15 protein-coding genes and 3 tRNA genes are annotated in these 13,870 nt (G+C 70.3%); 6 read left to right on the forward strand and 12 right to left on the reverse strand.

From position 1 onward, the window contains the following. Positions 1 to 14 precede the first annotated feature (14 nt). From ABZ027_RS08840 to ABZ027_RS08865, 6 genes are all read right to left on the reverse strand, one after another. Entirely contained in the window at positions 15 to 1,070 is a 1,056-nt protein-coding gene (locus tag ABZ027_RS08840; RefSeq protein WP_356765850.1) for a UDP-N-acetylmuramate dehydrogenase, read from the reverse strand. 375 nt (positions 1,071 to 1,445) lie between these two features. Beyond that, positions 1,446 to 1,874, reverse strand: coding sequence for a MaoC family dehydratase (locus ABZ027_RS08845; protein WP_356765852.1), 429 nt, complete (start codon positions 1,872 to 1,874; stop codon positions 1,446 to 1,448). Positions 1,875 to 1,881: 7 nt separating this feature from the next. After that, positions 1,882 to 2,334 carry a MaoC family dehydratase N-terminal domain-containing protein gene (locus tag ABZ027_RS08850; protein WP_356765854.1) on the reverse strand — a complete coding sequence of 151 codons (453 nt, stop codon included), beginning with the start codon at positions 2,332 to 2,334 and terminating at the stop codon, positions 1,882 to 1,884. A gap of 107 nt (positions 2,335 to 2,441) precedes the next feature. Continuing rightward, positions 2,442 to 2,606, reverse strand: a complete 165-nt coding sequence (rpmG, locus tag ABZ027_RS08855; RefSeq protein ID WP_018834916.1) for a 50S ribosomal protein L33 — start codon at positions 2,604 to 2,606, stop codon at positions 2,442 to 2,444. Positions 2,607 to 2,702: 96 nt separating this feature from the next. Then, a tRNA-Met gene (locus tag ABZ027_RS08860) sits at positions 2,703 to 2,775 on the reverse strand. Positions 2,776 to 2,821: 46 nt separating this feature from the next. Then, positions 2,822 to 2,894, reverse strand: a tRNA-Thr gene (locus ABZ027_RS08865). A gap of 247 nt (positions 2,895 to 3,141) precedes the next feature. On the opposite strand from ABZ027_RS08865, the gene ABZ027_RS08870 reads away from it, so the two are divergent. The 3 genes from ABZ027_RS08870 to ABZ027_RS08880 all read left to right on the forward strand — a co-directional run bounded on the left by ABZ027_RS08870 (position 3,142) and on the right by ABZ027_RS08880 (position 5,609). Continuing rightward, on the forward strand, positions 3,142 to 4,443 hold the full coding sequence (locus ABZ027_RS08870) for an amidohydrolase family protein (protein WP_356765856.1): 1,302 nt from the start codon (positions 3,142 to 3,144) through the stop codon (positions 4,441 to 4,443). Positions 4,444 to 4,539: 96 nt separating this feature from the next. After that, positions 4,540 to 5,196 carry an SDR family oxidoreductase gene (locus tag ABZ027_RS08875; protein ID WP_356765858.1) on the forward strand — a complete coding sequence of 219 codons (657 nt, stop codon included), beginning with the start codon at positions 4,540 to 4,542 and terminating at the stop codon, positions 5,194 to 5,196. Positions 5,197 to 5,198: 2 nt separating this feature from the next. Beyond that, on the forward strand, positions 5,199 to 5,609 hold the full coding sequence (locus tag ABZ027_RS08880; protein WP_356765860.1) for a nuclear transport factor 2 family protein: 411 nt from the start codon (positions 5,199 to 5,201) through the stop codon (positions 5,607 to 5,609). On the opposite strand, the gene ABZ027_RS08885 is transcribed toward ABZ027_RS08880, so the two are convergent. Next, positions 5,606 to 5,818 carry a hypothetical protein gene (locus ABZ027_RS08885; RefSeq protein WP_356765862.1) on the reverse strand — a complete coding sequence of 71 codons (213 nt, stop codon included), beginning with the start codon at positions 5,816 to 5,818 and terminating at the stop codon, positions 5,606 to 5,608. The two genes, ABZ027_RS08880 and ABZ027_RS08885, sit on opposite strands and share 4 nt — an antisense overlap. A 282-nt stretch (positions 5,819 to 6,100) precedes the next feature. After that, positions 6,101 to 6,182, reverse strand: a tRNA-Tyr gene (locus ABZ027_RS08890). A 233-nt stretch (positions 6,183 to 6,415) separates the two neighbouring features. Between ABZ027_RS08890 and ABZ027_RS08895 the strand changes: the two genes are divergently transcribed. Beyond that, positions 6,416 to 6,904, forward strand: a complete 489-nt coding sequence (locus ABZ027_RS08895; protein ID WP_356765864.1) for a YajQ family cyclic di-GMP-binding protein — start codon at positions 6,416 to 6,418, stop codon at positions 6,902 to 6,904. 549 nt (positions 6,905 to 7,453) lie between these two features. On the opposite strand, the gene ABZ027_RS08900 is transcribed toward ABZ027_RS08895, so the two are convergent. After that, complete coding sequence (locus ABZ027_RS08900; RefSeq protein WP_356765866.1) at positions 7,454 to 7,720, reverse strand: GlsB/YeaQ/YmgE family stress response membrane protein; 267 nt, start codon at positions 7,718 to 7,720, stop codon at positions 7,454 to 7,456. Positions 7,721 to 7,890: 170 nt separating this feature from the next. Between ABZ027_RS08900 and ABZ027_RS08905 the strand changes: the two genes are divergently transcribed. Both ABZ027_RS08905 and ABZ027_RS08910 read left to right on the forward strand, forming a co-directional pair. Further along, the gene (locus ABZ027_RS08905) at positions 7,891 to 9,138 is read left to right on the forward strand and encodes an amino acid permease (RefSeq protein ID WP_356765868.1); all 1,248 of its coding nucleotides are present in this window, start codon (positions 7,891 to 7,893) and stop codon (positions 9,136 to 9,138) included. A 177-nt stretch (positions 9,139 to 9,315) separates the two neighbouring features. Continuing rightward, positions 9,316 to 9,717 carry a YccF domain-containing protein gene (locus ABZ027_RS08910; RefSeq protein ID WP_356765870.1) on the forward strand — a complete coding sequence of 134 codons (402 nt, stop codon included), beginning with the start codon at positions 9,316 to 9,318 and terminating at the stop codon, positions 9,715 to 9,717. A gap of 9 nt (positions 9,718 to 9,726) precedes the next feature. Here ABZ027_RS08910 and htpX read toward each other — a convergent pair whose 3' ends face one another. The 3 genes from htpX to ABZ027_RS08925 form a co-directional block, all read right to left on the reverse strand. Next, positions 9,727 to 10,590, reverse strand: a complete 864-nt coding sequence (gene htpX, locus ABZ027_RS08915) for a zinc metalloprotease HtpX (RefSeq protein ID WP_356765872.1) — start codon at positions 10,588 to 10,590, stop codon at positions 9,727 to 9,729. A 183-nt stretch (positions 10,591 to 10,773) separates the two neighbouring features. After that, a complete protein-coding gene (locus ABZ027_RS08920) occupies positions 10,774 to 12,297 on the reverse strand; it encodes an NADH-quinone oxidoreductase subunit N (protein ID WP_356765874.1) in 1,524 nt (507 codons plus the stop codon). Beyond that, positions 12,294 to 13,868: an NADH-quinone oxidoreductase subunit M gene (locus ABZ027_RS08925; protein WP_356765876.1), complete on the reverse strand. Its 1,575-nt coding sequence runs from the start codon at positions 13,866 to 13,868 to the stop codon at positions 12,294 to 12,296. Before ABZ027_RS08925 ends, ABZ027_RS08920 begins: the two co-directional genes overlap by 4 nt. Positions 13,869 to 13,870: the final 2 nt, after the last annotated feature.

The raw sequence follows: 13,870 nt of genomic DNA on the forward strand, positions 1-13,870 counted from the left end.
CTGCCGGGCTGCTTTCAGAGGGTTACGCCTACGGTCACCGGTTCGTTGACCAGGGTGATGCCGAAGGCGTTCTTGACGCCGGTGACGACCTCGCGGGCCAGGGTGAGGAGGTCCTCGGTGGTTGCCTTGCCTCGGTTGGTGAGGGCGAGGGTGTGCTTGGTGGAGATGCGGGCGGGGCCGGTGCCGTAGCCCTTGGTGAAGCCGGCCTTGTCGATCAGCCAGGCGGCGCTCGTCTTGGTGTGGCCGTCCCCGGCCGGGTACGCGGGCGGCTGTACGTCCTCGCCGAGCCGGTCCCGGACGCGGGCTCGGAACGCGGCGAACTCCTCGTCGGTGAGGATCGGGTTGGTGAAGAAGGAACCGGCGGACCAGGTGTCGTGGTCCTCGGGGTCGAGGACCATGCCCTTGCCGGAGCGGAGCTTGAGCACGGTCTCGCGGGCGGCGGACAGTGGTGCGCGGGCGCCGGGTTCGACGCCGAGGGCTCGGGCGGTCTCGGCGTACCTGATGGGGCCGGAGAGGCCGTTCGCGTTCTCCAGGGCGAAGCGGACGCGCAGGACGACGTAGCGCTGGGGGTCGGCCTTGAAGCGGCTGTGGCGGTAGGAGAAGGCGCACTCGTCGTTGGTGAGGGTGACCGTGGTGTGGGTGGTGCGGTCGTAGGCGATCACTTCTGTGATCGTCGACGAGACCTCCTGGCCGTAGGCTCCGACGTTCTGGATGGGGGTCGCGCCGGCTGAGCCGGGGATCCCGGCGAGGCACTCGACGCCGGCTAGTCCGGCGTCGACGGTGCGGGCGACGGCGTCGGTCCACACCTCGCCGGCGGCCAGCTCCAGGCTCGTGCCGTCGAGGGTGAAGCCCTTCGTGGCGATGACGAGTGCGGTGCCGGCGAAGCCCTTGTCGCCGATGACCAGGTTGGAGCCGCCGCCGATGATCAGCAGCGGCGTTCCGGTGTCGTCGGCCTCGCGGACGACGGCGATCACTTCGGCGTCGGTCTGCGCGGTGACCAACCGGGTGGCCGGGCCGCCCAGGCGGAAGGTGGTCAGGGGGGCTAGGGGGGCGTCGTGGAGTTCCTGCACGGGCCCAAGACTACGAGACGCTGGCGGCGGGGGTGCGGGTGTGTGTTGCGCCTGCGGTTCGGGGGTGGGTCGGGGCCGGGTCGGGGGTGTCCGTCCTCGGAACGTCGCGGAATCGGTTTCTTGGGGGGCGGGCGGTGTTGACGCGACAACCGCTGCGGGCGGACACCCCCGACCCGTCCCCTTCGCGCCGTCCGCGAGTACGACAACCGGCGACCACTGTCCCGGGTCCGAGGCCCACTTCTTGACCCACCGAGACGGGTGGGTGTGGTGGGCGAGAAGCGGGGGTCTGGGGGCGGAGCCCCCAGGGGCGCTCGCGTCGGCGCGGGGGCCGGATGAGTCAGGGGGCCCGCCTCCGGACTTCCTTCGCGCGCTCGCTCAGGCCAGGCGTACGACCGCCCGGGACATTCCCAGTACCTTCTGGCCGGCGCTGGTGGCCGTGAGGTCCACGCGGACGGTGTTGTCGTCGAGCTTGACCGCGACCTTGCCGCTGACCTCGATCGTGGCGCCCTGGTCGTCGTTCGGGACGACGACGGGGCGGGTGAAGCGGACGCCGTACTCGACGACCGCGCCGGGGTCGCCGGTCCAGTCGGTGACCACGCGGATCGCCTCGGCCATGGTGAACATGCCGTGCGCGATGACGTCCGGCAGCCCGACCTCCTTGGCGAACTTCTCGTTCCAGTGGATCGGGTTGAAGTCCCCGGAGGCGCCCGCGTACCGGACGAGGGTGTCGCGGGTCACAGGGAAGGACTGGGCGGGCAATTCGGTGCCGACCTCGACATCTTCGTAAGCGATCTTCGCCGTCATCGAATGCTCACGCCTCCTCGGCCGCGCGGGCGACCAGCTTGGTCCAGGCGGTCACGACGTGCTCGCCGGCCTCGTCGTGGACCTCGCCGCGGATGTCCAGGATGTCGTTGCCCGCCATGGACTTGACGGCCTCGATGGTCGAGGTGACGGTGAGCCGGTCGCCGGCCCGCACGGGGCGCACGTAGGCGAACTTCTGGTCGCCGTGCACCACCCGGCTGTAGTCCAGGCCGAGCTGGGGGTCCTGGACGACCTGGCCCGCGGCCCTGAAGGTGATCGAGAACACGAAGGTCGGCGGGGCGATCACATCGGGGTGCCCGAACGCCTTGGCGGCCTCCGGGTCCGTGTACGCCGGGTTGGTCTCGCCCACGGCCTCGGCGAACTCGCGGATCTTCTCCCGGCCCACCTCGTAGGGCTCGGTGGGCGGATAGGTCCGCCCCACGAAGGACTGGTCGAGCGCCATGCCCCGGCACCTCCTGTGTCTGCTGTGGTTGACCGGCCGGTAACCGGGACCGGAACGACGTGAGGCCGCCCCCCGACTGCGGGGGCGGCCTCACGTACGAGCCTGAATTATCGCGTTTCGCGGTGCGCGGTGTGCGCGTTGCAACGCGGGCAGTGCTTCTTCATCTCCATTCGATCCGGGTTGTTACGCCGGTTCTTCTTGGTGATGTAGTTCCGCTCCTTGCACTCCACGCAGGCCAGCGTGATCTTCGGGCGGACGTCGGTGGCAGCCACAGGAGTGCTCCTTGACGAACGGATGGGACGATTAAGGCATTAACACATAGAAGAGTAGCCGATCGAAGGACCGACCCCACAATCGGCTACTGTCAGTAGCGGTGACCGGACTTGAACCGGTGACACAGCGATTATGAGCCGCTTGCTCTACCGACTGAGCTACACCGCTGAGATGCGATCGGCCCCCGCCTCTCGACGGGAACCATTCACACCAGAGCCCCAATACGGAATCGAACCGTAGACCTTCTCCTTACCATGGAGACGCTCTGCCGACTGAGCTATTGGGGCGAGCGATGAAGACATTACACGCTCGGCAGCCGTTCGCCCAAATCCGTTTCGCGGCCCTCGTGACGGGCTGTTCCACGCTCCTCACAGGAGCCTCGGAGGCCTCTTCGGCACGGCGGACCACACCGGTACGACTATTGCGCTCCTCCCCGTCGGCAGCGTGGCCCCGCCCTAGGCTCGACTCACTCTGAGTGATCTTGCGTCCCTTGCGCAGTCCCCGAGCTTGCGCAGCCCGAGCCCCTGGAGCGCGATGCCCGACAGCCAGCCGCAGCCGCCCCACTCGTCGTCGGGCTCCGCGTCCGGTTCGTCGGGCTTCTCGTCAGGGGCCTCATCCCGCCAGGGCTCGGCCGAGGGCGCGGCCCTCCTGCTTTGCGGGGCGCGACTCGCCGACGGCCGGACCGTGGACGTACGGCTGGTCGGCGGGCGGATCGAGGCGGTCGGTACGGTCGGGAGCCTCGCGGCGCGTGGCACGCGTCCGTTCGGCACGCGGATGGACCTGGGTGGCTATCTGCTCCTGCCGGCCCCGGCCGAGCCGCACGCCCACAGCGACACCGCCCTGTCGGCGGACGACGAGGGACCGGTCTCGTACGACGCCGAGGACGTCCAGCGCCGGGCCACGGAGGCGGCCCTGCTGCAGCTGGGGCACGGGTCGACCGCGGTACGGGCGCATGTGCGGGTGGGCGACGTCCAGGGGCTCGGCGCGCTGGCCGCCGTCCTGCGGGCACGGCGTTCGCTGCGCGGGCTGACCGAGCTGACGACCGTGGCGATGCCGAGGGTGCTGACCGGGGTGGCCGGTGCCGACGGGCTCGCGATGCTGCGGGACGCGATGAAGATGGGCGCGTCCGTGGTGGGTGGCTGTCCGGATCTGGACCCCGATCCGACCGGCTATGTGGAGGCGGTCCTGGAGGTGGCCTCCGAGCACGGCTGCCCGGTCGATCTGCACACCGACGCCACCGACCCGGCTCGGCTGGCCCGGATCTCGGCGATGGCCGGTGGGCTGCGCCCCGGGGTGGCCCTCGCTCCGTGCGGCGGGCTGGACCGGCTGCCCACCGAGGTGGCCTGCCGGACCGCCGACCAGCTGGCCGCGGCCGGCGTGGCGGTGGTGTGCCTGCCACAGGGCGGCTGCGCGGGTGCGGAACGGCGGGGCACGGCTCCGGTACGGCTGTTGCGTGCGGCCGGGGTGCGAGTGGCTGCCGGAAGCGGGGCTCTGAGGGACGTGTCGAATCCGGTGGGGCGCGGCGATCCACTGGAGGCCGCGTACCTGTTGGCGTCCCGCCAGGGTCTGCGGCCCGAGGACGCGTACGACGCGGTGAGCGCGTCCGCGCGCACGGTGCTGGGGCTGCCCAGGGTTCGGGTGGAGGCCGGTTTCCCGGCCGAGCTGTTGGCATTGCGGGGCGATCGGCTGGCGGGGGCGTTGTCGCTGGCGTACAGCCGGATCGTGATCCATCGGGGGCGGGTGGTGGCGCGGACCAGCGCGGTACGGGAGTACTGCGACTCGGCCGCGGCGACGGAGTCGGGGCTGCCGAGGCAGGGGCGCGGGCAGTTGCCGTAGGGCGTGGGGATCGTGGGTGTGTGGTTTGTGTGTGCCCGCTGAGGTGTGGCCGAGGTTGTGCGGCGGAGGCGGGCGGGCGGGCGTACGGTCGGAAACATGCGCATTGTCATCGCTGGTGGTCATGGTCAGATCGCGCTACGGCTGGAGCGGTTGCTCGCCGCGCGCGGGGACGAGGTCGCGGGAATCATCCGCCGCGCCGAACAGGGCGACGATCTGCGGCAGGCGGGCGCCGAACCGGTGCTGCTGGACCTGGAGTCGGCCTCGGTCGAGGAGGTCGCGGAGCGCCTGCGGGGCGCGGACGCGGTGGTCTTCGCCGCGGGTGCCGGTCCGGGCAGCGGGGTGGACCGCAAGGACACGGTGGACCGGGGTGCGGCGGTGCTGTTCGCCGACGCGGCGGTTCGGGCGGGTGTACGGCGCTATGTCGTCGTGTCGTCCATGGGCGCGGATCCGGCGCACCAGGGCGACGGGGTGTTCGACGTGTACCTGCGGGCCAAGGGCGAGGCCGACGCGTACGTGACCGGTCTGGACGGCCTGGACTGGACGGTCCTGCGTCCCGGTTCGCTGACGAACGACGCCGGTACCGGACTCGTACGGCTGGAGGCGCACACGGGGCGGGGCGCGGTGACGCGCGACGACGTGGCCGCCGTACTGGCGGAGTTGCTGGACACGTCGGCGACGGCCGGTCTGGTCCTGGAGCTGGTCGGTGGATCGACGCCGGTGTCGGTGGCGGTCAAGTCGGTGGCAGGAAACTGACGTTGACCGACAATGGGGTGCCGGCGGCGCGGGAGGCGCTGTTGCGGCGGATGTACGAGGTCTTCTCGACCGACGAGCGGGACACGTTCGTGCCGCGCTGCCTGGCGCCGGATGTGGACTGGCCGAACGTACTGGACGGGGTCCGGCTGCGAGGACATGACGAGGTACGGGCGTACTGGTCACGGCAGTTCGCGGCTGGTCATCCCCTCGTACGGCTGGAGGGGCTGCGGCTCGACGGGGACGGCGAGGCGGTGGTGGCGACTGTTCGGCAGGGGATGCGGGACGCGGACGGGGAGCACTGGGCCGGCACGGTCGAGCATGTGTACCGCTTCGGTGGGGACGGGCTGGTGACGCGGATGGACGTGCGGGGCGGGCCCGCGGGATCCGCGAGTCCACCCGTGAACCCCGCCTAGAACAGGGGGAGTTGACCGGGGAACTCCGGGACGGTGTAGCCGTCCAACGTGGGCTGCGCCGCCCCGAGTTCGGCCTGCCGCCGGGAGCCGGGGCAGGAGACGAGTTCCCCGCTCCCCCGTGCGCCGGGCGGGTCGTGCCGGGCGAAGCGGCCGGCGACGACGGCGATCTCGCGACGGCATTCGGGACAGTGTCTGCGGCGGGTGGACATGGGATCAGTGTGCCCGGCGCGGGTGGGGGCTGGGGCTGGTGGGAGCGGGGGGTTGTGTGACTTCGGGTGCGCGGGTTCGCAGGGCGACTTCAGTGGAGTGGTCTGCGGGTGGTGGTCTGCGGGTGGTGGTCTGCTCTGGGGCTGCGATGGGGGGCGTCGCGCGGGTGCGCCTCGGACGACGGCACCGGGGACGCCGAATCCTCGACGCCGACCACGCGGCACGGCACGCAAAGGACCCCTCCGATCTACGTTTCCGCAGATCGGAGGGGTCCTTTCTCAGCGTGGCGGCGCCAGGATTCGAACCTGGGAAGGCTGAGCCGGCAGATTTACAGTCTGCTCCCTTTGGCCGCTCGGGCACACCGCCGGGGTTGCTGCCCTTCGAACCGCTTTTCGGCGGCGCTCCGTGGCAACGACGTAAACAATACCCGATGCGGTGGGGTGCTTCGCCACCCGATTGATCTGCGCTCGGACGCCGGTGGGTGGCTAGGCTTGTCCGGATGCGGCCCGGGACTGCCGGGCTCGGCGCCCGCCCCCACGTACGCCGATACGTACCTGTACGCACCCCTATACGCACCCCGATACAAGGAGCCACAGGACATGGCCGACTCCAGTTTCGACATCGTCTCGAAGGTCGAGCGGCAGGAGGTCGACAACGCCCTCAACCAGGCCGCCAAGGAGATCTCGCAGCGCTACGACTTCAAGGGCGTGGGTGCCTCGATCTCGTGGTCCGGCGACAAGATCCTGATGGAGGCGAACTCCGAGGACCGGGTGAAGGCCATCCTCGACGTGTTCCAGTCCAAGCTGATCAAGCGGGGGATCTCGCTGAAGGCGCTGGACGCGGGTGAGCCTCAGCTCTCCGGCAAGGAGTACAAGATCTTCGCGTCGATCGAGGAGGGCATCTCCCAGGACAACGCGAAGAAGGTGGCGAAGATCATCCGCGATGAGGGTCCGAAGGGCATCAAGGCCCAGGTGCAGGGCGACGAGCTGCGGGTCAGCTCGAAGAGCCGCGACGATCTGCAGACCGTCATCGCCCTCCTGAAGGGCAAGGACTTCGACTTCGCCCTGCAGTTCGTGAACTACCGGTAGCCACCGTTGAGTGATCACCGGAGGGTGTGACCTGGGCTGCTCGCCCTCGTCGCACCCTCTTCCTCCTTCTCCCCGGGTTCCCCCGGTCCGTTCGGCCCTTCGCTGTCCGCTCCTCGTCAACTGCCGCGGAAACGTCAGCAATTGGCACGAGCCGACGGTCTGTCGTCGATCGTGGTGTCACGCTGGTGGCGAAGCGGTTTCCGTGGCCTCTTCGGGGGCTTGGGAGGTAGAGGTGGCAACAGAGTCGGCCGGAGTGTCAGGGGCCATGGGCCGCGGGGGCGAAGCGGAGCGGCGGCTCTCACGCTCGAGTTGGCGCTGCTGGGGCCCGGCGTGCTCCGCGGGGTCCGCGTACTAGGCGTACTCAGCGTCGAAGTCGGCGGACGCCGCCAGCAGTTCCGGGGCGATGCGCCCGGACGTACCGTCGAAGCCTTACCCGCTCCCCGGCGAGCACCTCGTGCAGCACGCGCCGGGCGTAACCGATCGGCCGCACGTCCGGCCGCCGCGGGCAGTACCTCGTGGCAGATGTCCTGCAAGCCTGTCGGGGCGCGCTCAGTCGCGTGAGTTGCCGAACAGGAGGCGGTAGACGACGAGGAGGACGAGCGAGCCGCCGATCGCCGCCGCCCAAGTGGCGCCGTCGTAGAAGTCCTTGCTGATCGGGTGGTCCAGCCAACGGGCCGAGATCCAGCCGCCGAGGAAGGCGCCCACGATCCCGATGACCGTCGTACCGACGAAGCCGCCCGGGTCACGGCCCGGCAGCAGGAACTTGGCGATGGCTCCGGCCAACAGGCCGAGGATGATCCAGCTGATGATGCTCATGCCCTGAACCTGCCCTTCCGTTCTGTGCCCGTACTGTCCCGGCGCTGTGATCTGGGTCGCTGCGGGCCGGGTGCGCACGGTGTGTGCGTCGCGCGAGTCTTCATGCCGTGTTGGTGAACAGGACGCCATGGCTGCACCCCCTGGTTGCAGCGGTCAGTAGGGTGCCGCACATGACAGGTTCGGGTGCTGAACTGCGGCGCACCCTCGGAGTGGGCGACGCGGTCGTCATCGGTCTCGGTTCGATGATCGGCGCCGGGATCTTCGCCGCCCTCGGGCCCGCGGCACGCGCGGCCGGCTCCGGGCTGCTGGTCGGGCTGGCGGTCGCCGCCGTGGTGGCGTACTGCAACGCCACCTCGTCGGCGCGGCTGGCCGCCCTGTACCCCATGTCCGGCGGCACCTATGTGTACGGGCGCGAGCGGCTCGGGCCGTTCTGGGGTTATCTCGCGGGCTGGTCGTTCGTGGTCGGGAAGACCGCCTCGTGCGCGGCGATGGCGCTCACCGTGGGCGCGTACGTCTGGCCGGGGCAGGCGCACGCGGTCGCGGTCGCGGCCGTGGTGGCGTTGACCGCGGTGAACTACGGCGGTGTCCAGAAGTCCGCCTGGCTGACCCGGGCGATCGTGGCGGTGGTCCTGGCTGTCCTGGCTGCCGTGGTGGTCGTGTCCCTGGGGTCGGGAGCGTCCGACGCCGGACAGCTGGACATCGGGGCGTCGGACGGTGTGGGTGGGATCCTTCAGGCGGCCGGCCTGCTGTTCTTCGCGTTCGCGGGGTACGCGCGCATCGCGACCCTGGGCGAGGAGGTGCGGGACCCGGCGCGCACCATCCCCCGCGCGATCCCGCTGGCCCTGGGTATCGCGCTGGCCGTGTACGCGTGCGTGGCGGTGGCCGTTCTGTCCGTCCTGGGGGCGGGTGGCCTCGGACAGGCGGGCGCTCCGCTGGCGGACGCGGTGCGTGCGGCGGGGGTGCCGGGACTGGTCCCGGTGGTACGGGTGGGCGCCGCCGTGGCCGCGCTGGGCTCCCTGCTCGCCCTGATCCTGGGCGTCTCCCGGACGACGCTGGCCATGGCCCGGGACGGGCACCTGCCCTCCGCGCTGGCAAGCGTGCACCCGCGCTTCCAGGTCCCGCACCGGGCCGAGCTGGCGGTGGGGGCGGTGGTCGCCGTCCTGGCCGCCACGGTGGACGTGCGGGGTGCGATCGGCTTCTCGTCCTTCGGTGTGCTGGCGTACTACGCGGTGGCCAACGCGTCGGCCTGGACGCTCTCCCGGGCTCCGGCGGCCCGCCTGACGCCGGCGGCGGGCCTGCTCGGCTGCGTGGTCCTGGCGTTCGCGCTGCCCGCGGTCTCGGTGGCGGTGGGGGCGGGAGTGCTGGCGGTCGGCGTGGTGGCGTACGGAGTACGGCGGTGGGGTGCGGGGCGGAGATAGACCCCGGGACCGGCGGACTGGCCGGGGCCGGGGACGCTCCTGGACATGCTTCTCGCCATCGTCTCCCGATGTTCCCGATCACGCCACAGGGCCGTTGCGGTTCCTGTTGAGCACATGACCAGCTGATACTGGTTCTGGCAGGCAGTGTCGGCGACACGACTTCGAGAGGTGTCGATCATGAACCCGTTCAACCTGCTGTTGAACATCCTGTGGCTGATCTTCTGCGGGATCTGGATGGCGATCGCGTACACCCTGGCCGCGCTGGTGTGCTTCATCCTGATCGTCACCATCCCGTTCGGCATCGCGTCGCTGCGTATCGCGGGCTTCGTGCTGTGGCCGTTCGGCCGGACCACGGTGGAGCGGCGGGACGCGGGGGCGGGGTCGTTCGTCGGCAATGTGATCTGGGTGATCTTCGCGGGCTGGTGGCTGGCCCTGGGACACCTGGTCACGAGCATCCCGCTGTTCCTGTCCATCATCGGCATCCCGTTCGGGTGGGCCAACCTGAAGCTCATCCCGATCTCCCTCATGCCGCTGGGACGCGAGGTGGTCGAGACGGACCAAGGGTTCGCCAACCGCTGAGCCACGACGTCATGGGCGGGGACCCGCCATCTTCTCGAGACGGGCGATGCGCTCCGCCATCGGCGGATGGGTCGAGAACATCTTGGAGAATCCCTGCCCCGGACGAAAGGGGTTGGCGATCATCATGTGGCTCGCCGTCTCGATGCGGGGTTCCGGGGGCAACGGGAGCTGCTTGGTACCCGTTTCGAGCTTGTTCAGGGCGCTGGCCAGGGCGAGCGGGTCGCCGGTGAGCTGGGCGCCGGAGGCGTCGGCCTCGTACTCCCTGGAGCGGCTGATGGCCAGTTGGATGAGGGTGGCGGCGATCGGACCCAGGATCATGATCAGCAGCATGCCGAGGAGGCCGGGGCCGTCGTCGTCGTCGGAGCGGCCGATCGGGATCAGCCAGGCGAAGTTGACCAGGAACATGATCACGGAGGCGAGGGCGCCGGCGACCGAGGAGATCAGGATGTCGCGGTTGTAGACGTGACTGAGCTCGTGCCCGATGACGCCGCGCAGTTCGCGTTCGTCCAGGAGGCGCAGGATGCCGTCGGTGCAGCACACGGCGGCGTTGCGCGGATTGCGGCCGGTCGCGAAGGCGTTGGGGGCCTCGGTCGGGGAGATGTACAGGCGCGGCATGGGCTGGCGGGCCTGGGTGGAGAGGTCGCGGACCATGCGGTACAGGGCGGGGGCCTCGAACTCGCTGACCGGGCGGGCACGCATCGCGCGTAGAGCCAGCTTGTCGCTGTTCCAGTACGCGTACGCGTTGGTCCCGAGGGCGACGACGACCGCGATGACGAGCCCCGCGCGGCCGAAGAAGGCGCCGATGACGATGATGAGTGCGGACAGTCCCCCGAGGAGTACTGCGGTCCTGAGCCCGTTGTGCCGGCGGTGCACGGTACGCCCTCCAAGTCGTACAGCAGGGGAACCCTTTGCTTGCTGACCTTCCTTGTTGATCAGCAGTACCACTGGTGTCGCGGTGTCACGCCCAGTGGACCCTCCCGCTTTGGTGAACGGCAGGCGAGGGCCACTAGTTCCCTTGTGCGTCCGGGGGCCCTCGGCGGCCCTCCGGACGACGGGTCAGAACAGGCCGGTGTCGGCGAAGCGCAGGACCAGCTGCGGGGCTCCGGAGAGGGCGAGGGCGAGGACGCCGGTGAGGGCGATCGCGGCGGTGAGGGGGGCGGGCAGCCGGTGCTTGACGGTCTCGCCCTCCGGGGCGCGGAACAGCAGGGTCGTCCACTGGAGGTAGTAGAACAGCGCGATCACGACGTTCACGGCCATGACCACGGCGAGCCAGCCGAGGCCCGCGTCGACGGCCGCGGAGAAGACGGTGACCTTCGCGAAGAGACCGATGATGCCCGGCGGCAGTCCGGCCAGGCAGAGCAGGAAGAAGGCCAGCAGGAGCGCCGCGAGGGGGTGCGACGCGTACAGGCCGCGGTAGTCGGAGATGCGGTTGAGGGACTTCGTACGGCCGACGAGTGCGGCCACCGCGAAGGCGCCCAGGTTCACGGCGCCGTACATGAGGGCGTACGCGACGGTGGAGCCGATGGAGTGCTCGGCGTCGTCGGAGTACGCGGCGGCGGCGATCGGGACGAGGAGGTACCCGGCCTGGCCCACGGACGACCAGGCGAGCAGGCGTACCGCGCTGTACGCGCGGGTGGCCTGCTGGCGGAGGGCTCCGACGTTGCCCACGGTCATGGTGAGGGCGGCCAGCGCGGCGAGGGCCGGACCCCAGACGTCGGCGTACGACGGGAGGGCGACGACGGTGATGAGGATGAGGCCGGAGAAGCCGACGGCCTTGCCGACGACCGACAGGTAGGCGGCGATCGGGAGGGGCGCTCCCACGTAGGTGTCGGGCACCCAGAAGTGGAAGGGCACGGCGGCGGTCTTGAAGGCGAAGCCGATGAGGGTGAGGACGACGCCGGTCTGGGTGAGGGTGTGCAGTTGCCCGTCGACGTGCTGGATGCGCTCGGCGACCTGGGTGAGGTAGAGGGTGCCGGTGGCGGCGTACACGAAGCTGATGCCCATGAGGCTGACCGCGGTGGCGGTGACCGAGGACAGGAAGAACTTCAGGGCCGCTTCGGAGGACTTCCTGTCGCCGTGCCGGAGGCCGACGAGGGCGAAGGCGGGCAGGGAGGCGACCTCCAGGGCGACGATCAGGGTCGCCAGGTCGCGGGAGGCGGGCAGGAGGGCCGCTCCGGCCGCGGAGGACAGCAGCAGGAACCAGTACTCCCCGTCGGGGAGTTGCTTGTCGGCGTCCTTGAGGGCGGTGACCGACAGGAGGGCGGCGAGGAGGGCACCGCCGAGGACCAGGAGTTGGAGGACGAGGGTGAAGCGGTCAGCCGTGTAGCTGCACACGCCGGCGTCGCCCGTCAGGCAGAAGGTGGAGCGGTCGCCGTCCAGGAGGGGCAGCAGCATGAGGACCGAGGCGGCGAGGCCCGCGACCGAGAGCCATCCGAGCAGCGCCTTCCTGTGCTCGCCGACGAACAGGTCGGCGACCAGGACGACGAGTGCGACGACGGCCGTGATGGTGGGCGGGGCGATGGCGAGCCAGTCGACGGACTGGACGAGCGTCGCGGCCGACGGCTGGGCCAGGGAGCTCATCGGGTGCCTCCTGCGAGGAGCTGCTGCACGGCCGGGTCGGTCAGGCCGAGGAGGGCCCTGGGCCAGAGACCGGCGACGACGGTGAGGGCGACGAGCGGGGTCCACGCCGCGAACTCGTAGCCGCGCACGTCGGTGAGTTTCGGGGCTTCCCGCGGTACGGCGCCCATGCAGACGCGGCGGACCACGATGAGCATGTACGCGGCCGTCAGCAGGGTGCCGAAGGCGCCGATCGACATGAAGGTGAGGAAGGCGGCGCGGCTCAGGCCGTCGGCGGGCTCGAACGCGCCGAACAGCGCCAGCATCTCGCCCCAGAACCCGGCGAGGCCGGGCAGTCCGAGCGAGGCGACCGCGGCGAACGCGAGCAGGCCCCCGAGGCGTGGGGCCTTGCCGTACAGCGCCGCCCCCGTCTCCTCGGCGAGGGTGTCGAGGTCGGTGCTGCCGGTTCGGTCCTTCACCGCGCCGACCAGGAAGAAGAGGAGGCCGGTGATGAGGCCGTGGGCGATGTTGGCGAACAGCGCGCCGTTCACGCCGGTCGGGGTCATGGTCGAGATGCCGAGGAGGACGAAGCCCATGTGGCCGACGGACGAGTAGGCGATGAGGCGTTTGAGGTCGCCCTTCGCGCCCTGCTTGGCGAGGGCCAGGCAGGCCAGGGATCCGTAGATGATGCCGACCACGGCGAAGGCGGCGAGGTAGGGCGCGAAGGTGCGGAAACCGTCCGGGGCGACCGGCAACAGGATCCGGACGAACCCGTACGTACCCATCTTCAGCAGGACACCGGCCAGCAGGACCGAGCCGACGGTCGGGGCGGCGGTGTGGGCGTCGGGCAGCCAGCTGTGCAGCGGCCACATCGGGGTCTTGACCGCGAGTCCGATCCCGATCGCGAGGACGGCGACGACCTGCACGGATGTGGTCAGCGAGCGGCCGTTGTCAGTGGCGAGTGCCACCATGTCGAAGGTGCCCGCCCTGATTCCGATCAGGAGCAGGCCGAGCAGCATGACGACGGAGCCGAGCAGTGTGTAGAGGATGAACTTCCAAGCCGCCTGGGTGCGTTGCGCACCGCCCCAGCGGGCGATGAGGAAGTACATCGGGATGAGGACCATCTCGAAGGCGAGGAAGAAGAGCAGCAGGTCGAGGACGGCGAAGGTGGCGAGGGTGCCGGCCTCGAGGACGAGCAGCAGGGCGACGAACGCCTTCGGGGTCGGTCCCGTCGGCGGCTTGAAGTAGGAGTAGAGCGCGCAGAGGAAGGTCAGCAGCGCGGTCAGGACCAGAAGGGGGAGGGAGATGCCGTCGATGCCGAGGTGGATCCGCACGTCGAGTGCGGGGATCCAGCTGATGTCGGTCGTGGCCTGCATCGTCGAGGGGTGGTCGTGGTCGAAGCCGAGCGCGAGGACGATCGCGGCGATGAGGATCACGCCGGTGACCGTCACACCGTGCCGCAGCGCGGCCTGCTCGGGTGACTTTCCCTTCAGTCCGGGCGGGGCGGGCAGGAGAGCGGCCGCGGCGCCGAGGAGCGGGCCGACGACGATCAATGCCAGAAGGAACTGCATCACGGACTCGTTGATATCGATCACGC

Source organism: Streptomyces sp. NPDC006332 (assembly GCF_040612855.1).
In the GTDB taxonomy this organism is placed as follows: domain Bacteria; phylum Actinomycetota; class Actinomycetes; order Streptomycetales; family Streptomycetaceae; genus Streptomyces.